Below are 19,100 nucleotides of genomic sequence, written 5' to 3'. Positions count from 1 at the left end.
CGATGGCCGGCAGGAAAACTCAAGAAGCCAGTGGCGATACTTGCCAAAGCCCGTTCTGCTGAATCAATTGCCGGTCGCAGTCCGCATCACGGGCGGCGGCCAAAGGTTGCCCAGGCAATGCCTGAACGACACGCTGACCCTCACTGCGCAACTGACAAACCTGCTGCCAGAGTGCTGCATCCGTACTGTCAGGCATCCAGATACCGCCAGACGGTAACTCGATCTCAGCACGCCCCAGGGTCACCAGGGTTTTCAAATCGGTGGAAAAGCCAGTCGCCGGACGGGCGCGACCGAAGTCGGCGCCGATGTCGTCGTAACGGCCGCCCTGAGCGATGGATTGGCCAACGCCCGGTACGAACACCGCGAACACCACACCCGTGTGGTAGTGATAACCGCGCAACTCGCCCAGATCAAAATACAGCGGCAGCTCCGGGAAGCGAGCCGACAGGCGCTCGGCTATCGCCAGCAAATCTTCCAGTGCCTCCAGCACCGGCGCCGGCGCATTGGCCAGACGCTCGCGGGCAGCGCTCAACACTTCACGGCCGCCGCACAAGTCAACCAGCGCACGGAGCATGCCGGACAGGTCGGCCGGCAAGCCTTCGGTCAAGGTAATGACCTCGTCGATGGCCTTGCGTTGCAACGCATCGAACAACTGCTGTTCGACTTCGCCGGACAGACCGGCGGCGCGCGCCAGACCACGGTAGATACCCACATGACCGAGATCCATGTGCACGTCCGGCACATCGGCCAGTTGCAGCATGGCCAGCATCAGGCTGATCACTTCAACGTCGCTGCTCGGACTGGCATCGCCGTACAACTCGGCGCCCAACTGGATCGGACTGCGCGACGACGACAATGCACGCGGCTGGGCGTGCAATACGCTGCCGGCGTAGCACAGACGGCTCGGGCCCTCGCGACGCAGGGTGTGCGCATCGATGCGCGCCACTTGCGGCGTGATGTCGGCACGGAAACCCATCTGCCGCCCCGACTGCGGGTCGATGACCTTGAAGGTACGCAGATCGAGGTCCGAGCCTGCACCGGTCAGCAGGGATTCCAGGTACTCGATATGGGGAGTCACGACAAACTCGTAACCCCAGCTCTGGAACAGATCCAACACCTGACGACGCGCGACTTCAATGCGCGCCGCTTCTGGTGGCAGTACTTCTTCGATGCCATCTGGCAGCAGCCAGCGGTCTACCGTTGCCATTACGCCATTCCCCTTTGATCCGGGCGGCCAGCACTAGGGCGAGCCTTGAGTGAAGCAGAAAATGACCGGCCCGTTCAAAACGCACGCGCATGAACGACGCAGCGAAAGGCCTCTAACCGGCTTCGCCCATCACTTTCCTCGAAAAACTGTCGAGCCATTCAACTCGATGTTCTGCAGTAAAAACAGCAATCAAACGTGCAGACGCAAAAAAGCCGGGAATTTCCCGGCTGCCGCATCATACACACGTTTTCCCAAAGGATCACCCCGCCCGAGGTTTTAGCCGCCGGGCGGAATGATTCAGGTCAACGCCGTATCAAGGCTTGGACTTTTCCAGGTACCGGAAAAAGTCACTGCTTGGGTCGAGGACCAAGACGTCGGATTTGTTCGCGAAGCTTTCACGGTAGGCGCGCAGGCTACGGTAGAAACCGTAGAACTCCTGATCCTGACCATAGGCCTTGGAGTAGATCGCAGCGGCCTGAGCATCACCATCACCGCGAACCTCTTCAGATTCACGATAGGCCTCAGCCAGCAGCACGCGTCGTTGACGATCGGCGTCGGCACGGATGCCCTCAGCCAGCTCGTTACCCTTGGCGCGGTGCTCGCGAGCTTCACGCTCACGCTCGGTGCTCATACGCTCGAACACACTGCGGTTCACTTCTTTCGGCAGATCGATGGCCTTGACCCGGACATCGACGACTTCGATACCCAGCTCTTTCTCTGCCATCTTGTTCAGCGACGCGGTGATGTCAGCCATCAGCGCATCACGCTCGCCCGACACGACTTCGTGCAGGGTTCGCTTACCGAACTGGTCACGCAGACCGGATTCCAGTCGACGGGAAAGACGCTCGTCGGCGATCTGCTTGAGGCCGGAAGTCGCGGTGTAGAAGCGCTCGGCATCTTTCACGCGCCACTTGGCATAGGCATCGACCATCACGGCCTTCTTTTCCAGGGTCAGGAAGCGCTGCGTCGGTGCATCCAGCGTCAGCAGGCGGGCGTCGAACTTGCGCACCTGGTTGACGTAAGGCACTTTCACATGCAGACCCGGCTGGACATCGGCCTGAACCACACGACCGAACTGCAGCAACACCGCACGCTCGGTCTGAGCCACGATGTAGAAGCAGTTCCAGCCCACCAGTACGACAACGACGCCAACGATCAGGGCGATCAGCGATTTATTGCTCATCAGCGGGTCTCCCTTGTACGCGACTGCGGCACGTCAGTGACATGCGGCGTGACGTCCGTGTTGCTGCTGGCGGCGGCCGAACCGGTTACCGGTGCGTTGCCCGAACTGTTCTGGATCATTTTGTCCAACGGCAGGTAAAGCAGATTGCTCTGGCCGTCCTTGTTGCCGGTCACGAGTACCTTGCTGGTGTTACTGAAGACTTCCTGCATGGTGTCCAGGTACAGACGCTGGCGGGTGACTTCAGGCGCCTTGCGATACTCGGCAACCAGTTTGGTGAAGCGATCCGCCTCACCCTTGGCGCGCGAGACCGTTTCGTCGCGGTAACCATTGGCATCCTCGAGGATACGCTGGGCCTGACCACGAGCTTCCGGCACCACGCCGTTGGCGTAGGTTTCTGCCTGGTTACGCGAACGCTGCTCGTCTTCACGGGCGCGGATCACGTCGTCAAAGGCTTCCTGTACTTCACGCGGTGCAGCGGCGCTCTGTACGTTGACCTGAGTAACGGTGATACCGGTGCGATAGGTATCGAGGAAACGCTGGAGACGTTCCTTGATTTCGCTGGCCATCAGCTCACGACCTTCGGTCAGCACCTGATCCATCGCGGTGGAACCCACCACATGACGCAGCGCACTTTCGGTCGCGTGCTGCAGGCTGATTTCCGGCTGGTCGACGTTCAGTACGAAGTCCTGCAGGTTGCTGATCTTGTACTGCACGGTCAGCGGCACTTCGACGATGTTCTCGTCTTCGGTCAGCATCTGGCCCTGCTTGGAGTAGGCACGCTCACGCGTGACGTTCTCCATGTACTTTTTATCGATCGGCGGGAAGTAGATGTTCAGACCCGGGCCGACGGTTTCGTAGTATTTGCCGAAGCGCAGCACTACGGCTTGCTCCTGCTCGTCCACCACGTAAACCGCGCTGTACAGCCAGACAGCCGCCAGCACAACGAGGGCAATACCGATCAGACCGCCGAAACCGCCGCCGCTCTTGCTCGAACCACCGCCGTCATCACCACGTTTCTTGCCACCACCGAACAATCCGTTCAGGCTTTCCTGCAGCTTTCGGAAGGCCTCGTCGAGATCCGGTGGCCCCTTGCGGTCGCCGTTATTGCGGCGCTTGCCACCCCAAGGATCCTGATTATTCGAGTTGCCACCCGGCTCATTCCAAGCCATAGCGCTCTCCATCTGATAAAGCAAAGACGCACCCACGGCGCGCCGACCAATGCTACAGAATGCCTGACGTTGCGGCACAACCGCTTTGTCAGGCTTTTATTGCAAAGTGTGTTGCTCGATGAATTCCATCGGCTGCAATCCTTCGCGGCTTACCAGTCGATTCAACTCGACCCGGGGCAAGCGAACGGCCAGCAGGCTGATGCCTTCTTCGTCGTGCTCTTCTTTTTGCACCGCACCGAGTTCGAAAAACTGCGCACGCAGTCGAGCGAATTGTTGCGGCAAGCGCAATGTACCCACAAACAAATCACCGCCCAGCAACTCGGAAATGGCTTGTTCAAGTAATTCCAGACCACTGCCATCACGCGCCGACAACCAGACCCGTTGCGGTTTGCCATCGGCATCGCGCTGGATTTGCGGCTCAACGCCTTCAAGCAAATCGAGTTTGTTATAGACCTCGAGGATCGGCAAGTCCTGGGCGCCAATCTCGCCCAACACCACCATCACCTGCTCGATCTGCAACATGCGATCCGGTTCGGCCGCGTCGATAACGTGCAGCAGAAGGTCGGAGTTACTCGACTCTTCGAGCGTAGACCGAAAAGCCTCGACCAGCTTGTGTGGCAAGTGACGAATGAAACCTACCGTGTCGGCCAGGACAATCGGCCCCAGGTCGTCCAGCTCCAGACGGCGCAAGGTCGGGTCCAGCGTGGCGAACAATTGATCAGCCGCGTACACGTCGGATTTCGTCACGTTGTTGAAGAGCGTGGATTTACCGGCGTTGGTATAGCCCACCAGAGACACGGTAGGAATATCCGCACGCGAACGGCCGCGCCGCGACTGCTCGCGCTGGCTGCGCACTTTTTCCAGCCGGCCCTTGATCTGCCGCAGGCGAACCCGCAACAGACGACGGTCGGTTTCAAGCTGGGTTTCACCCGGACCGCGCATGCCGATACCGCCACCCTGACGCTCAAGGTGAGTCCAGCCACGAACCAGCCGCGTGCTCATGTGGTCAAGCTGGGCCAGTTCGACCTGGAGCTTGCCTTCATGGGTACGGGCGCGCTGAGCGAAAATATCGAGAATCAGACCGGTACGGTCGATCACGCGACACTCGAAAACACGTTCGAGGTTACGTTCCTGACTGGGCGTGAGGATGTGATTGAAAATCACCAGATCGGCCTTTTCGGCATGGACCAGGTCGCGCAGTTCCTCGACCTTGCCGCTGCCGATCAGGAATTTGGCAGTTGGCCGATGACGCGGCACGTTAAAAAACGCAACGGTCTCGGCGCCTGCCGAATTAGCCAGTTCCTGAAACTCCTGCGGATCTTCGCGCGCCTCAGGGTCCTGTCCATCCAAGTGAACGAGGATTACTCGCTCACCACCACCGTGGCGCTCAAAGAACAAAGGAGACTCCTATCAGGCGTTACCTGGCTCAGCGTCACCTGCTTCGGATTCGGTTGCGCTAGGCAGACGAATTGGACGAACCGGCACGACTGTCGAGATAGCGTGTTTGTAAACCATTTGGCTTACGGTGTTTTTCAGCAGGATCACGAACTGGTCGAACGACTCGATCGTGCCTTGCAGTTTGATACCGTTGACCAGGTAGATGGAAACCCCAACTTTCTCTTTACGTAAAGTATTCAGGTAAGGGTCTTGTAGCGAATGCCCTTTTGACATGTGCCGCACTCCTTTAAGGATTCAATAATAAAAATAGGTAATTCAGATGGCTTTAGCCGTCACACCCCCAAGGATAGACGGCAATTGCAAGGACTCAGCTCAATATGGAGATGGTCCCTAAGTATTTCAAGGCGCGTGGCAGATTGTCGCAATCAAGACTGTCCAGCCAATGTAAATCTTCCCAGCTGCGTAGCCAGGTGAACTGGCGCTTGGCCAATTGGCGCGTGGCGATGATGCCGCGCTCCTGCATGTCAGCCAATGTCAGTTTGCCATCCAGGTAGTCCCAGACTTGGCGGTAGCCTACCGCACGTATAGACGGCAACCCCGAATGCAGGTCACTTCTTTTACGCAGGGCTACGACCTCGTCGATGAATCCCTGTTCCAACATATTTGTGAATCTTTGTTTAATGCGCTCGTGCAGTACCTGACGATTCGCCGGGGCAATGGCCAAGTTCGCGACAGTATAGGGCAATTGTTGCAGTCCCGAAGCGGCTGCTTCAGTACTTTGCGCAGATTGTTGCTCACGCAGCGCAGTCATGCTCCGACCACTGACCCGATAGACTTCCAGCGCGCGACTCAAGCGTTGTGGATCGTTCGGATGAATCCGGGCAGCGGACACCGGATCAATCACCGCCAATTGATCGTGCAGGGCTTGCCAGCCAAGGCTTGCAGCCTCTTCTTCGATCTGCGCGCGCACCTCGGGGTCAGCTGCTGGCATATCCGCCAGACCTTCGACCAAAGCCTTGTAATAGAGCATCGTGCCGCCCACCAGCAGCGGAATTTTTCCGCGCGCGGTGATTTCAGCCATGGCTTGCAGGGCATCGCGACGAAAATCCGCAGCCGAATAGGCTTCAACTGGATCGAGAATATCGATCAGACGGTGAGGATATTCGGCGAGAAGCTCTTTTGAGGGCTTGGCGGTGCCGATGTCCATGCCGCGATAGACCAGCGCCGAATCGACACTAATCAGCTCGCACGGCAACACTTTGGTCAGCTCGATAGCCAGATCGGTCTTGCCCGCAGCGGTCGGGCCCATCAGGAAAATCGCTGGAGGAAGCTGGCTCATCAACGACCGCGCAAAAACAGTTTGTCCAGATCGTCCAGGCCCAATTGGGTCCAGGTCGGTCGGCCATGGTTGCATTGACCACTGCGCTCGGTGTTTTCCATGTCACGCAGCAGGCCGTTCATTTCCGGCAGGGCCAGGCGCCGGTTGGCGCGGATTGCGCCGTGGCAGGCCATGGTGCCGAGCAGTTCGTTCAGGTGTGCCTGAATCCGGTCGCTGGTGCCGTACTCCATCAGGTCCGACAGCACGTCGCCAACCAAACGGTTAGCCTCAGCCTGCTTGAGCAGTGCTGGAATCTGGCGGATCGCCAATGTTTCCGGGCCCAGACGCTGCAATTCAAAGCCCAGGCGCTGGAACCACGCAGCGTGTTCTTCAGCGCAATCAGCCTCACGCTGACTCACCGCCAGCGATTCCGGTACCAGCAACGGCTGGCCGCTGAGGCCTTCGCTGGCCATGGCGATTTTCAGGCGCTCATACATGATCCGCTCGTGGGCAGCATGCATGTCGACCAGCACCAGGCCTTGGGCGTTCTCGGACAGAATGTAGATGCCTTTCAACTGCGCCAATGCGTAGCCGAGCGGCGGAATGTCTTCCTGACCGGCCGGCAATGCGTTGGCATTGGCTTCTGGCAAGGGCGCGAAAAACTCGCGATAGGCGGCCTGAGCCTCAGCGACCGGCGGCACAGCGGATTGCGGACGCGGCGTGTATTGATACTGATAAGCGCCGCCAGCACTGGCGCCCGACGACGTGTTGAACGCCGGTTGTGCCTGCGGTTGCTCCAGCAGCGCATTGGCCGCCAGACGCATTTCGCCCTGCGGCCCGAACTCACCGGCATCAAGCCCTGTCGGGCGGACCACGGCAGTGGTGACCGAACCGGCAAGCTGATCTTCCGGACGCACATCGCCCAGCGCCCGGTGCAGCGTGCCGTAAAGGAAGTCATGCACCATGCGCCCGTCACGGAAACGCACTTCGTGCTTGGTCGGGTGAACGTTAACGTCCACAGCAGCCGGATCAACCTCGAAAAACAGCGCAAACGTCGGGTGGCGACCGTTGAACAGAACGTCGCGATAAGCCTGGCGCACCGCGTGCGCCACCAGTTTGTCGCGCACCGCACGGCCGTTCACAAAGAAGTACTGCAAGTCCGCCTGACTGCGGTTGAAGGTCGGCAAACCGACCCAGCCCCACAGGTGCAAGCCATTGCGTTCGATCTCGATCGGCAGCGCCTGTTCAAGAAAACCCGAGCCGCAGATCGCCGCCACGCGCCGGGCGCGGGCCGCATCATCGTGGGCCTCGTGCAGGCTGAGGATGGTCTTGCCGTTGTGGCGCAGATGGAAAGCCACGTCGAAACGCGCCAGTGCCAGCCGCTTGATCACCTCTTGCAGGTGATCGAATTCGGTTTTTTCGGTCTTGAGGAATTTGCGTCGTGCCGGCGTATTGAAGAACAAGTCGCGCACTTCCACCGAAGTGCCCACCGGATGCGCGGCCGGCTGCACGCGAGGCGCCATGTCTCGACCTTCGGTTTCGACCTGCCAGGCCTGATCGGCATCACGGGTGCGCGAAGTCAGGGTCAGGCGCGCCACGGAGCTGATCGAGGCCAGGGCTTCACCGCGGAAGCCCAGGCTCATCACCTGCTCCAGGTCTTCCAGATTGCGGATCTTGCTGGTGGCGTGCCGGGCCAGCGCCAGTGGCAGGTCATCGGCAGAAATGCCGCTGCCATCGTCGCGCACCCGCAGCAGCTTGACGCCGCCCTGCTCGACGTCGACATCAATGCGCTTGGCACCGGAGTCGAGGCTGTTTTCCAGCAACTCCTTGATCACCGACGCCGGGCGCTCGACCACCTCGCCGGCGGCGATCTGGTTCGCCAGCCGTGGGCTGAGCAGCTCGATGCGGGCCATGTTCAGGACCTGAGTCATTCTTTGGACGCCAGTTCGGTGCCAGGAATGGTCAGGTGCTGACCCGCTTTCAGGTCATCGCTTTTCAGGTTGTTGGCGCTGCGCACCGCTGCCGGCGAGACCTGATAACGCACGGCGATCATCGCCAGGGTTTCGCCCGGATTGACTCGGTGATCACGCGGGCCCTGGGCAATCTTGCCGGAATCACGCAGCCAGGCAATGTAGGTACCCGGCGGCGGGTTCTGTTGGAAGAACTGGCGCACGCCACTGCTGATCGAACGCGCCAGCGCTTGCTGGTGGCTCGACGCCGAGAGCTTGTTCGCTTCGTTGGCGTTGGAGATAAACCCGGTTTCGACCAGGATCGACGGAATGTCCGGCGACTTCAGCACCATGAACCCGGCTTGCTCCACACGCTGTTTGTGCAGCGGCGTGACCCGGCCGATGTTGGTCAGGACTTTCTGCCCGACGTTGAGGCTGGAGGTCAACGACGCCGTCATCGACAGGTCAAGCAGCACGCCCGCGAGCATGCGGTCCTTGTCGTCGAGGCTGACGTTGCCCGCACCGCCGATCAGGTCGGAACGGTTTTCACTGTCGGCCAACCAGCGAGCGGTCTCGGACGTCGCACCGCGATCAGACAGGGCAAACACCGAAGCACCGAAAGCCGCCGCAGATGGCGCGGCATCGGCGTGGATCGAGACGAACAGGTCGGCGCCCTTCTTACGGGCAATTTCGGTACGCCCGCGCAACGGAATGAAGTAGTCACCGGTACGGGTCAGTTCAGCGCGGAAGCCTTTCATGCCATTGAGCTGACGCTGCAATTCACGGGCGATCTGCAGCACCACGTCTTTCTCACGCTGCCCGCGCGAGCCGGACGCACCCGGGTCTTCGCCACCGTGGCCAGCGTCAATCACCACAATAATGTCGCGCTTGCCGGCCGGGGCTGGCGGCAGCTTGATGGTCGGTTCGGTCGGGGTGACCGGCACGGCCGGCACCGTCGCAACCCGCGGCGCAGGTGCAGGCGGCGGAGCGGCATCGGCCGGGTTGTCGAACAGATCGACCACCAGACGATTGCCGTATTGCGCGTTGGGCGCCAGCGAGAAGCTCTTCGGGGTGACGGCTTTTTTCAGGTCGATGACCACCCGAAGGTCGGACGGCGTGCGCTGAGCCGAGCGCATCGCGGTGATCGGCGTGTTCGCGGTCTGCACATTCAATGGCGCGCCGAGGGTGGCGCCATTGATGTCGATCACCAGTCTATCCGGTGAAGTCAGGGTGAAAACGCTGTGCTGCACCGGGCCGCTCAGGTCAAAGACCAGTCGCGTGTTATCCGGCGCCCGCCACAGGCGCACGCTGTTGACCTTTGAATCGGCCACAGCGGTGACGGTTACTGCCATCAACATCAGTCCTGCGGCAGCCACCAACGCGCGAAAGCGCATACCTAACCCCATCATCTAATTGGTTTCCAATGCCAAAGCGGCACACCAGGCCTCGCCACGCGAGCCCTGGGACAAAATATTCAGCGAACGCCCGCTGTCTTGCGGGCTAATGGTAATGGTCAGGTCAGGCTTTGGCAAAAAGCCTGCACCTTTATCGGGCCACTCGATCAGGCAGAGGGCGTCGTCGTCGAAGTAGTCGCGGATCCCGAGAAACTCCAGTTCCTCCGGATCAACCAGGCGATACAGGTCGAAATGGAAGGCGCGGATGTCACCGATTTCGTAGGGCTCGACCAATGTGAAGGTCGGACTTTTTACCGCTCCGACATGGCCCAGCCCGCGAATGATCCCTCGCGACAGCGTGGTCTTGCCCATGCCCAGGTTGCCAACAAGAAAAATCAGGCCATGGCCCTGGGTCACGCGGGCGATCCGTGTGCCAAAGTCGCTCATGGCCTGTTCATCGGCCAGGTACAGGGTTACTTCAGACACGGTGCATGCTCCTCCAACAACTGACGAATGGCTGGAATCAGATCACTGGCCGCCAGCCCACGGCCGAATTTTCCTTGGTGCATCCCGGCATTGGCGTGCAGCCAGACCGCCAGGCACGCGGCATCGAAGCCATCCATGCCTTGTGCCAGCAGCGCGCCGGTCAAACCGGCCAGCACATCGCCGAGCCCGGCGGTGGCCATGGCCGGATGCCCCTGATGACACAACGCCAGACGCCCATCGGGATGGGCGATCAGGCTACCGGCGCCTTTGAGCACCACAACCGCTGTATATTTTTTGCTCAACGCCAACGCAGCGGCAGGACGATCGGCCTGCACCTGCGCGGTGCTGATCCCCAGCAACCGAGCAGCCTCACCCGGATGCGGCGTGATCACGCAATCCCTGGGCAAGCTGACAAACCCTTCGGCCAGCAGGTTCAATGCATCAGCGTCCCACACCTGTGGCAGTGGCGCATTGGCTGCCGCCGACACCAGCGCCCGCCCCCAGCCAGCCTGCCCCAGCCCCGGCCCGACCACCAGCACGGAAACCTTTTCAAGCAGGCCCATCAATTGATTGGCCGAGGAAACACCCAGGGCCATGGCTTCCGGAATGCGGGTCAATGCCGCTGGCACATGTTCCGGGCGAGTCGCCAGCGAAACCATGCCGGCACCGCTGCGCAAGGCACTTTCGGTGCTGAGCAGGATCGCCCCGCCAAAACCGTGATCGCCGCCGATCAGCAGCACATGCCCGAAGCGTCCTTTGTGGGAACCGGGTCGACGTGGCGCCAGCCGAGGAAGATTAGCCGCGTGCAGGCGCCTGGCATTGACGGGAATGTCACCACAGGTTTCGGCCGTCGCCTGCAAATCATTAAACACCAGCTCGCCGACATGATCCGCCGCATCACCGGTGAACAGGCCGACTTTCAAGGCGATGAAGGTGACGGTGAGGTCGGCGCAAACGGCAGTACCCAGTGCATGCCCGGTGTCGGCGGACAGTCCGGAAGGAATATCGACTGCCGTTACCGGCAGGCCGCTGGCGTTGATCGCCTCGATGACCGTGCGATAGGGCTCGCGTACGTCACCGGTCAGGCCGGTGCCGAGCAAGGCATCGACAATGACCCCGCGCAATTCGTTTTGACCGGCCCAGCCCAGCACACTGACGCCCTCGGCGAGCGCTTCGGCGTGCGCCAGTGCGGCATCACCTTGCAGGCGCTGCGCATCGCCGACCGCCAGCACGCGCACCCGCCAACCCGCCCGATGGGCCATTGCGGCGAGCAAATAACCGTCGCCAGCATTGTTGCCGTGGCCGGCAAGCACAGTCATTTCATCGGCTGTCGGCCATTGCCGCACCAACGCCCGCCAGGTCGCATACGCGGCGCGCTGCATCAATTCGAAGCCCGGCGTGCCCGCGGCAATCAGCCGTGCGTCGATCTCGCGCACCTGTGCGGCGCCATACAGCGCGTCGGGTAATTCATCTTTCGTGTGCGGCATGCGTCTTCGGGCTCCGATGTCTGGCAGAATTATACGCACCTCAGCTCCGGTTTCTCTCGCCTCATGTCCGCCATCACCACAGACCTGCCCGCCCTGGCCCAATCGATCAAGGATTGGGGCCGGGAGTTGGGCTTTCAACAAGTCGGCATCAGCGGCCTCGATCTGGCCGAGCATGAGCAGCACCTGCAGCGCTGGCTCGAGGCCGGCTACCACGGCGAAATGGATTATATGGGCGCCCACGGCAGCAAGCGTTCGCATCCCGAAGAACTGGTGCCCGGTACATTGCGTGTGGTTTCCCTGCGCATGGACTACCTGCCAGGCGACACCGAGATGGCCAAACGTCTGGCCGAACCGGAAAAAGCTTACGTGTCGCGTTATGCCTTGGGCCGCGATTACCACAAATTGATCCGTAAACGTGTTCAACAATTGGCGGACAGGATTCAAGGCGAGATCGGCCGGTTCGGTTTTCGCGCTTTCGTCGACAGCGCGCCGGTGCTGGAAAAAGCCATCGCCGAGCAGGCTGGGCTGGGCTGGATCGGTAAAAACACGCTGGTGTTGAATCGCAAGGCGGGCAGCTATTTCTTCTTGAGCGAACTGTTTGTTGATCTGCCGCTGCCGGTGGACGAGCCGCACAGCACCGAACACTGCGGCCGCTGCACTGCATGTCTCGATATCTGCCCGACCAATGCCTTCGTCGGCCCGTATGTGCTAGACGCCCGGCGTTGCATTTCGTATCTGACCATCGAGCTGAAAACCGCTATCCCCGAAGATTTGCGGCCGTTGATCGGCAACCGCGTGTTCGGCTGCGATGACTGCCAGATCGTCTGCCCGTGGAATCGTTTCGCCCGGCCGACCGCAGAAAGCGACTTCAAGCCACGGCACAATCTCGACAATGCTGAACTGGCCGAGCTGTTTTTGTGGGATGAGGACAAGTTCTTGAGCAGCACCGAGGGCTCGCCGTTGCGGCGGGCAGGGTATGAGCGCTGGTTGCGCAATCTGGCGGTAGGATTGGGCAATGCGCCCTCAACGATTCCAGTGCTGGAAGCGTTGAGGGCGCGGAGTGAGCATCCTTCAGAACTGGTGCGCGAGCATGTCGAGTGGGCATTAAATGAACATGCCCGCCGCCAGGCGACTCACGACATTTAGAACGCAGCGCGAACGGCTAACCGGTCTTTCATTGTCATGCGTACCTTCAGATTGTCTGAGCGCTCGACGACGGAACTGCCCGTAACGCCAGTTCGACCTTCGCTTGCATCGCCGTTGATGCGCGCAGACAACGACCAGTTGACATTGAGAGCCACCGAAGGCGCTGTAGACGGGGACGCATGACTTCGCCCGATAGCCGAACTCACACCGCTCGAGTCTTGAGCGTCAAACCCTCCCAAGCTGCCGACCAGCGCATAGCCCGCACTCAGAAGATTGTAACCGCCTGCTGCGCTAATACCTTTGGTAAGCCCATTGGATACCTTGGACAAAAACAGCCCAGTGCCTTTGGTTGCAGAGTTCACCCAACCCGCGCCCATCGATGCGATGCCAAACCCGAAGCTTACCCATCCCAGGACTCCGTTAGGATCCAGGTGCGGTGCGACCGTCTGAATAATCGTATCCGCCAAGCCCACGACACCCGAGGTGACGGCAAGACCGACACCAAGGACTGCCAACGGCGTTGCTGCACCGGCGGTCAAGACACTGACAACAACACCGACGACTGCTAGCACCACCCCAAGCAAGGCTTTCCAGAAATGCCCGGTCGGGTCTACCCGGTTGATCGGGTCTCCTGCACAGTAAGCGTAGGGATTCAGGCCACCGGCACCGAACGGGCTGAGGCTGTCAGGCACCAGAAAGCGCATGAGTGTCGGGCTGTAAGGACGGTAACCATTACCGAGCAGATAAAGTCCTGTCATCGGATCAAGCTGTTCACCGGCAAAACCTTGTAAGGCAAACGCGTCCTCCGTGACCGGGCGGCTGCCATACGGCGTGTAGGCGATATTTTGCTGCTCGCCAGCCTTGAGCGAACGCAAGATGCTTTGCTGCTGGTCGGCTGAAAATAAATGCGTGACAGCTGCCGCACCAACGCGTTGCTCGCCGATCAATTGCTCATCCTGACGCAGGCAGGTACGGCTCTCCTCGCCACGCACTTCGTTGATCACTCGGCCGTCGCGGTAAAAACGCTGAACGGGTGCTCCTTTGGCTTGTGACAACGCGATTAGCTGATCCGTCGCATCGTAGTGATAACCACGGATCAGTTCACCGACCGCGCTCGCGACCCGAGTCAGGCGACCGAAGCCGTCATACGTCAACGACCGCGACTGCTCATCCTTGATCAGGCGGCCGTTGACGTCGTACAGCAATGACGCCGGCGCCGGATAATCCTTGTGGCTGTGCCTGATTTCGATCAGTCGGGTCGGGTCGTCACCGTCGTAAGTGTAGGAGGCCACATTACTGCCGCCGGGAAATTCGGTGGTCAGCGTGAGGATGTTGTCCAGCGCGTCGAAGGTATAACGCTGGCTGCGAATTTCCTTGCCATAAGGGTCACGCGGGCATTCACTACCCGAGCACACGTAGTGCTCGAGACGACCGCGCGAATCGTAAGTAAAGCCTTCGTCGCGCATGACCGAACTGGCTTCGGCCAAACGCTTTCGCGCCAGCTTGCCGGCCAGGGTATAGCTCGACGTAAGAACTCGGGTTGGACGATCCTCGAGTTGGAAATGCCGCGAGGTTTCGCGACCCAGATCGTCGTACTCCAACAAAGTGATCAGTGTTCGCCCGGTGGACTTGTCCTGCGCATTCACGCGCACCAGTTGGCTGAGACTGTTGTAGGCAAAGGTCGCTTTAACCGTATCGTGCTCGTACGACAATGGCCTACCGACCGTATCGTACTCCGTGGTGTGTTTATTGCCCAACACATCGACACATGTCAGCGGGCGGCCACTTAGCGAGTAAGTATATTGGCTGCGCCGTACCTGCCCATCCTGGGTCAGGATTTCGGACATGAGACGGCCCGAGTCGTCATATTCGCAACGTCGGTTGTGGTTTGCCTCTGTGCAATCGACCGGTAAACCGAGGCGAGCATCATAGGCATAACTGGCGCGCAGCTCTTGCTGTGTGCCGACGAACTTGCGCTGGGTGATGCTGGAACCTAGCGCCGGTTCATAGCTGAACTCCACCCGGGTTGTATCCGGCATCTGAGTCCATGCCGGTTGACTCAACCCCGCGAGATAACCGTTGGTCTGCACATGCTTGCCAGCAACGCTGCGGGTCAGTCGACCCAGACCGTCGAACGCTTGCTCACCTACGCTACGGCTACCGACTTTAACCTGCACCGGTAATGCCGAGGTACTGTGCACGGCGTATTCGGTCTGGACGCGTTGGCCGTCGGGCAATGTCGTCTGGATCAGCCTGTCATAAACATCGTATTCAAACGAGGTCGAGTTTCCCATCTGATCGGTTTGCAGCAATCCACGTCCCAGGCCGTCGTACCAGTAGCTAGTTTTCCCCAGACTGCGCCCGGCAAGATCGAACGCTTCGACCGTGTCGGGTTTGCCAAAGTCGTTATTGACCGTAACGACCTTGCCCATACCTTCGATCCATTTCTCTTCTGTCAAGGAAATCGGGTCGTAACTGCGATGTTCCACGCGGCCATCGGGATGGCGGGTGGTTTTGACCTCTCCCCACTCATCGAAAAGGAACGTGGTCGTGAGTTCGCGCTTCTGGCCGGGCCAATGGTCGGTGCGTACTTCGCGGACCTTGCGACCCAATGCATCATGTTGCGCTGCGTAAACTTGGCAGAACGCACCGTCGCCGCCCAGCTCTTCAATTGCGATCACTCGACCCATGCCGTCGTAGACAGTTTTCTGCTTGCGATCATTAACGTCAGTAGTGATCACAGCGGCGGGTTGCGCTTTCGCCATGTCGGCAGACAGATACTGGGTTTCGCGCTCGGCCATGAACCTGGTGCCGGGCGCTACTACTTCACTGAGCACACGACCCAACGCATCGTGCTTGAATACAAGCGTCCCTTCATCTTCATTCTCTTCGCGTAGCTTGGCGCCATTGATAATCGACAGGTCCAGCCTGGAAGTCTTGGTCGTTCCATCAAAGCCGCTGACAATTGTCCGCTGACTAAGCGCTGTGCCCTCCTGGGTATATATAAACTCGCTGCATGTCGACAGGTTCGTGTTGAGTACTGTCCGCGTCTTCAACCGCCCATGCCGCAGCCTATCGAGTGGCATGTCGTAATAAGTCGAATCGGTTGTCGAGCGCAGGATTGATTCGCTCGACGTCATCTCATGCATCACCGCTCGGCTGAGCACAACGTCAGCGGTGGCGGCGCCTTCAAGCCCTCTCTGCAATTGATATTGGTAGCGGGTGACGGTGCTCGCAGCGCCGGGCAAACCCGCCGCACCAGTCACCGTTCGCTGTTTTTCAAACCGTTTGAATCCGAGCGGATCAGCCGGGCAACCTTGCTCGCCCGAAGCCGCATAGAACTCACAAACGGTGGTCACGCCACTGGGCTCGACTTGCATAATCAGATTGCCATAATCGTCATATTCAGTGCGTAGTGATTCCTCGCGCCATTTCCCATGGCTTTCATAGCGCTGCGTCTGAATCCTCGGCAACCGGAATTGTGCAGGTTGATGCTCAAGATCGGCACCCTGCTCCAAGTGGTATACGGTTTTCTGGGCGCTGATCTTCCCTGCACAATCGGTAACCTGCGAGAGCAGCAGATGGAAACGGTTGAAGGTGCGTACTGTGCGACTGTGAACATTAGTACCCGCCACCAGCCGTTCAGTTGAGGTGTACTGAAAATCAGCAGCGGCACGATAGAGATTGTCGCCATCGTTAGACCATTCGAGCCCTGAGCCGCCGCCCAAAAAATTCCGTTCCGAGAAATCGTAATAGCGGGTGATGGCCGGTTGGCCAAGGCGAGGAAACAGTGTGTGAGCGCTCACACAAGGCAAAGTGGCAACAGGCGCCCGTTCAGGTAAGCGATGCCCGTCAACTTTGTAGACTATCGTTTCCAGACCTCCCTGCGGGGAGCGCACGGAAGTCACGCAGTTCATTGTGCCGATCCGCTCAAACTCCAGAGCCCACTCATCGCCGCTAGGCAAGCGGATGATGGTTTCCCCGCTGCTCTGGATCAGACGGAATACCGCCTCGCACTCCGTACCGGGGTACAGCGTAACAATAACGCTACTTTGACGATCTACTACCAACAATTGGCGCTCGGCGTCTTTGATCCCTGTTAATACAGGCATCCCGTCTTGCGATTGGTAGGTGAGACTCACCGCGGCCCCATTGGGCGATACTTGGCGTATCGGCACCGCGATCCCGCTCGATCCAAAGAATTGGAGTTCCTCGCGCAAACCGTTTTTGTGGATGACATGGAATTGGTCCGCCGCAGTCTTGAGGACCCTCAGCGTATTGAGTTTCAATTCTTTGAAGTTCAGCCCCTGCGGAGTTTCGGTGGCTTGATAACGCTCCCCACTGGAAAGGACCAGATTGCGCGAACGTTCGTCATAACAAGTCAGCGGCAGCGACCAGCCTCGACCGAAACCCTGATCGGTTTGGCTTAAAGGATCGAATAGCAAACGGATGGGCACGACCGGACCGTTAAGTCCTGCGGATTGAATATCACCAAACGTAAGGGCACAACTGTAAAATCCGGTGCGCGGATCTACGCCGCCAGTAATGAAATCTTTGAAGTTGAACGCAGCCGATTGAATAGGCGCGATATTTGAAGTATTTAACGACATCAATTTCGCTCCATAATGAAGTTCACAAAATACTCATGTTCTGTATCTGGCGTCACATTATCGCGACCGAGATCAGTACGAATCCGCAACCTATGCTCGGTACCATAAGCATCGAATACAGAAAAAGGGAATACCTCCTGCTTGTAACTGTCTCGACCGGCATAGTTAACAGTCATCTGCACTACGGTCAGCATACCGTCGCGCTCGTTTACCGTCGTCTTATAGCGCCCTCCATTGGCCAAACTGGTCCAAGAAAACTCGTTAATGGATTTATCCACCATGAATCCGACAGCGTGGGGCAAATTCTTGTATTTATCTTGGTCAAAAACTTGAAAAAACTCGACACTAGCGCCCGCTGCATTATTGGTAGACGACCAATTCAACAGCTTTGTTTGAATCCCACCATCTCGGATTGGATAGAGACCGACATAGTATTTGTGAATACGTACACCATCCCAAGGTTTGCCCCCACGTACTAAATCAAAATGAAAGTTTTCACGGGAGTATGCGTTTGGTAGCAGCGCGGTAAGAGTGACGCTTTTGTCATGCCGGCCTGGCGATGTCCCATTGGTCGTGAAGACGGTTTCGCCAATTTTGACTTGTGCAGCGATCCGGGTTGAACCGACAGCGCTGGCAGAAACCCAGAAAACTATTTTTTTTGCGAACGAACGGGGAACCGCAGTGGTAGCCGTGGAGCTATGGTGTGAACTGGTCTTGGCCAGCAATGCATTCCCGGGTAGGTCGTGCAGGTATTCGTTTTCAGTATCAACGGCTCGCCAGCCACCTTTAAGGTTTTCGCCTCCGTTGTAGTGAACAAGCTTTACCGATGCCAAAACTTCAGGCGGCATTTCGACCGGTTCGCCATCATCGTTCGCTACTGTCATCAGCACGATCACTTGAACTTGCATACGACCGTTTGCGTAAAGGCTTTTAATTCGAATATTGGGATCATTATCAAAACCAACTTCGACCGCCGAAATCCTAGAAGCATCGCTGACAATACAGGGAAAAGGACTTCCAATATCAGCACAACCGTTTGAATTAAACATAATCGTTCCTTGAGTGAATACCATTAAGAATTCAGAGCCATCTAGATTGACGACACTGAATACCAACTACATTCACCCACCAAAAAGACCAAGTCAAACTTACAATCATTACAGAAATTATATTCGACAGTTACTTGACCGCCATTAAATACTCACGCAAAGTTATCAACAAACATCAACACCTCTAACTACGCCTCATCATTATAACAAACCATGGTATTCCCCAATTAGAACGGATTATCAATACGCGCAACTGAAAACCGCCATATCGAAGAACTGCGTCCGCTGATCGATAATCGGTAATCGGTAATCGGTAATCGGTAATCGGTAATCGGGGGTTCGGCTGTGACGATTGCCAGATCGTTTGCCCGTGGAACCGCTTCGCGCGGCCCTCGACGGAAAGCGATTTCAAGCCACGGCACAACCTGGACAACGCCGGACTGGCCGAGCTGTTTTTGTGAGATGAAGAGAAATTCTTGAGCAGCACCGAGGGCTCGCCATTGCGCCGGGCCGGGTATGAGCGCTGGTTGCGCAATCTGGGGGGGGGGGGGGGTTGGGCAATGCGCCTTCAACGATTGTGGTGCTGGAAGCGTTGAAGGCGCGACGGGATTATCCGTCGGAGCTGGTCAGGGAGCATGTGGAGTGGGCGCTGGAACAGCACGCCAGGCCTGCGCACGCGTAACTGGCAGGCACAGTGCTCAATT

The 19,100-nt window shown here is 58.5% G+C and carries 13 protein-coding genes and 1 pseudogene; 2 read left to right on the top strand and 12 right to left on the bottom strand.

Going from position 1 to position 19,100, the window contains the following annotated elements:
• Nucleotides 1-19: 19 nt before the first annotated feature.
• From H8B20_RS18690 to H8B20_RS18645, 10 genes are all read right to left on the bottom strand, one after another.
• Entirely contained in the window at nt 20-1,207 is a 1,188-nt protein-coding gene (locus H8B20_RS18690; RefSeq protein WP_150594042.1) for an ATP phosphoribosyltransferase regulatory subunit, read from the bottom strand.
• A 313-nt stretch (nt 1,208-1,520) separates the two neighbouring features.
• The gene (gene hflC, locus H8B20_RS18685; protein WP_042557389.1) at nt 1,521-2,390 is read right to left on the bottom strand and encodes a protease modulator HflC; all 870 of its coding nucleotides are present in this window, start codon (nt 2,388-2,390) and stop codon (nt 1,521-1,523) included.
• Nucleotides 2,390-3,559 (bottom strand): FtsH protease activity modulator HflK, encoded by a 1,170-nt coding sequence (gene hflK / locus H8B20_RS18680; protein ID WP_042557388.1) that lies wholly within the window; start codon nt 3,557-3,559, stop codon nt 2,390-2,392. The genes hflC and hflK overlap by 1 nt, the downstream gene beginning before the upstream one ends.
• A gap of 96 nt (nt 3,560-3,655) precedes the next feature.
• Nucleotides 3,656-4,957, bottom strand: coding sequence for a ribosome rescue GTPase HflX (hflX, locus tag H8B20_RS18675; RefSeq protein WP_042557387.1), 1,302 nt, complete (start codon nt 4,955-4,957; stop codon nt 3,656-3,658).
• Nucleotides 4,958-4,969: 12 nt separating this feature from the next.
• The gene (gene hfq, locus H8B20_RS18670; RefSeq protein ID WP_007902656.1) at nt 4,970-5,230 is read right to left on the bottom strand and encodes an RNA chaperone Hfq; all 261 of its coding nucleotides are present in this window, start codon (nt 5,228-5,230) and stop codon (nt 4,970-4,972) included.
• A gap of 94 nt (nt 5,231-5,324) precedes the next feature.
• Complete coding sequence (gene miaA / locus H8B20_RS18665) at nt 5,325-6,296, bottom strand: tRNA (adenosine(37)-N6)-dimethylallyltransferase MiaA (RefSeq protein ID WP_210624154.1); 972 nt, start codon at nt 6,294-6,296, stop codon at nt 5,325-5,327.
• Nucleotides 6,296-8,206, bottom strand: a complete 1,911-nt coding sequence (mutL, locus tag H8B20_RS18660) for a DNA mismatch repair endonuclease MutL (RefSeq protein ID WP_047299490.1) — start codon at nt 8,204-8,206, stop codon at nt 6,296-6,298. The genes miaA and mutL overlap by 1 nt, the downstream gene beginning before the upstream one ends.
• A complete protein-coding gene (locus tag H8B20_RS18655; RefSeq protein WP_042557384.1) occupies nt 8,203-9,633 on the bottom strand; it encodes an N-acetylmuramoyl-L-alanine amidase in 1,431 nt (476 codons plus the stop codon). The genes mutL and H8B20_RS18655 overlap by 4 nt, the downstream gene beginning before the upstream one ends.
• Entirely contained in the window at nt 9,634-10,104 is a 471-nt protein-coding gene (tsaE, locus tag H8B20_RS18650) for a tRNA (adenosine(37)-N6)-threonylcarbamoyltransferase complex ATPase subunit type 1 TsaE (RefSeq protein WP_042557383.1), read from the bottom strand. It lies immediately after the preceding gene.
• Complete coding sequence (locus tag H8B20_RS18645; RefSeq protein WP_210624153.1) at nt 10,092-11,591, bottom strand: NAD(P)H-hydrate dehydratase; 1,500 nt, start codon at nt 11,589-11,591, stop codon at nt 10,092-10,094. The genes tsaE and H8B20_RS18645 overlap by 13 nt, the downstream gene beginning before the upstream one ends.
• A gap of 63 nt (nt 11,592-11,654) precedes the next feature.
• On the opposite strand from H8B20_RS18645, the gene queG reads away from it, so the two are divergent.
• Nucleotides 11,655-12,737, top strand: a complete 1,083-nt coding sequence (gene queG, locus H8B20_RS18640; RefSeq protein WP_210624152.1) for a tRNA epoxyqueuosine(34) reductase QueG — start codon at nt 11,655-11,657, stop codon at nt 12,735-12,737.
• Here the strand turns inward: queG and H8B20_RS18635 are convergent.
• Nucleotides 12,734-17,347, bottom strand: a complete 4,614-nt coding sequence (locus H8B20_RS18635) for an RHS repeat domain-containing protein (RefSeq protein WP_210624151.1) — start codon at nt 17,345-17,347, stop codon at nt 12,734-12,736. The two genes, queG and H8B20_RS18635, sit on opposite strands and share 4 nt — an antisense overlap.
• On the bottom strand, nt 17,347-18,396 hold the full coding sequence (locus tag H8B20_RS18630) for a hypothetical protein (RefSeq protein WP_210624150.1): 1,050 nt from the start codon (nt 18,394-18,396) through the stop codon (nt 17,347-17,349). Before H8B20_RS18630 ends, H8B20_RS18635 begins: the two co-directional genes overlap by 1 nt.
• A 320-nt stretch (nt 18,397-18,716) precedes the next feature.
• On the opposite strand from H8B20_RS18630, the pseudogene H8B20_RS18625 reads away from it, so the two are divergent.
• A pseudogene (locus tag H8B20_RS18625) lies at nt 18,717-19,078 on the top strand (tRNA epoxyqueuosine(34) reductase QueG); the annotation flags it as partial.
• Nucleotides 19,079-19,100 lie beyond the last annotated feature (22 nt).

Origin of the sequence: Pseudomonas sp. P42, from assembly GCF_017973755.1 — a bacterium.
GTDB classification, from domain to species: Bacteria; Pseudomonadota; Gammaproteobacteria; order Pseudomonadales; family Pseudomonadaceae; genus Aquipseudomonas; species Aquipseudomonas iridis.
The sequence above is the reverse complement of the archived record's forward strand: the minus strand, read 5'-3'. Positions and strand labels throughout refer to the sequence as shown.

What these genes read in the sequence shown, in the direction of transcription:
- H8B20_RS18690 (WP_150594042.1), bottom strand. Translation starts at nt 1,207, where the DNA reads ATGGCAACGGTAGACCGCTGGCTGCTGCCAGATGGCATCGAAGAAGTA.
- hflC (WP_042557389.1), bottom strand. Translation starts at nt 2,390, where the DNA reads ATGAGCAATAAATCGCTGATCGCCCTGATCGTTGGCGTCGTTGTCGTA.
- hflK (WP_042557388.1), bottom strand. Translation starts at nt 3,559, where the DNA reads ATGGCTTGGAATGAGCCGGGTGGCAACTCGAATAATCAGGATCCTTGG.
- hfq (WP_007902656.1), bottom strand. Translation starts at nt 5,230, where the DNA reads ATGTCAAAAGGGCATTCGCTACAAGACCCTTACCTGAATACTTTACGT.
- miaA (WP_210624154.1), bottom strand. Translation starts at nt 6,296, where the DNA reads ATGAGCCAGCTTCCTCCAGCGATTTTCCTGATGGGCCCGACCGCTGCG.
- mutL (WP_047299490.1), bottom strand. Translation starts at nt 8,206, where the DNA reads ATGACTCAGGTCCTGAACATGGCCCGCATCGAGCTGCTCAGCCCACGG.
- H8B20_RS18655 (WP_042557384.1), bottom strand. Translation starts at nt 9,633, where the DNA reads ATGATGGGGTTAGGTATGCGCTTTCGCGCGTTGGTGGCTGCCGCAGGA.
- H8B20_RS18645 (WP_210624153.1), bottom strand. Translation starts at nt 11,591, where the DNA reads ATGCCGCACACGAAAGATGAATTACCCGACGCGCTGTATGGCGCCGCA.
- queG (WP_210624152.1), top strand. Translation starts at nt 11,655, where the DNA reads ATGTCCGCCATCACCACAGACCTGCCCGCCCTGGCCCAATCGATCAAG.
- H8B20_RS18635 (WP_210624151.1), bottom strand. Translation starts at nt 17,347, where the DNA reads ATGTCGTTAAATACTTCAAATATCGCGCCTATTCAATCGGCTGCGTTC.
- H8B20_RS18630 (WP_210624150.1), bottom strand. Translation starts at nt 18,396, where the DNA reads ATGTTTAATTCAAACGGTTGTGCTGATATTGGAAGTCCTTTTCCCTGT.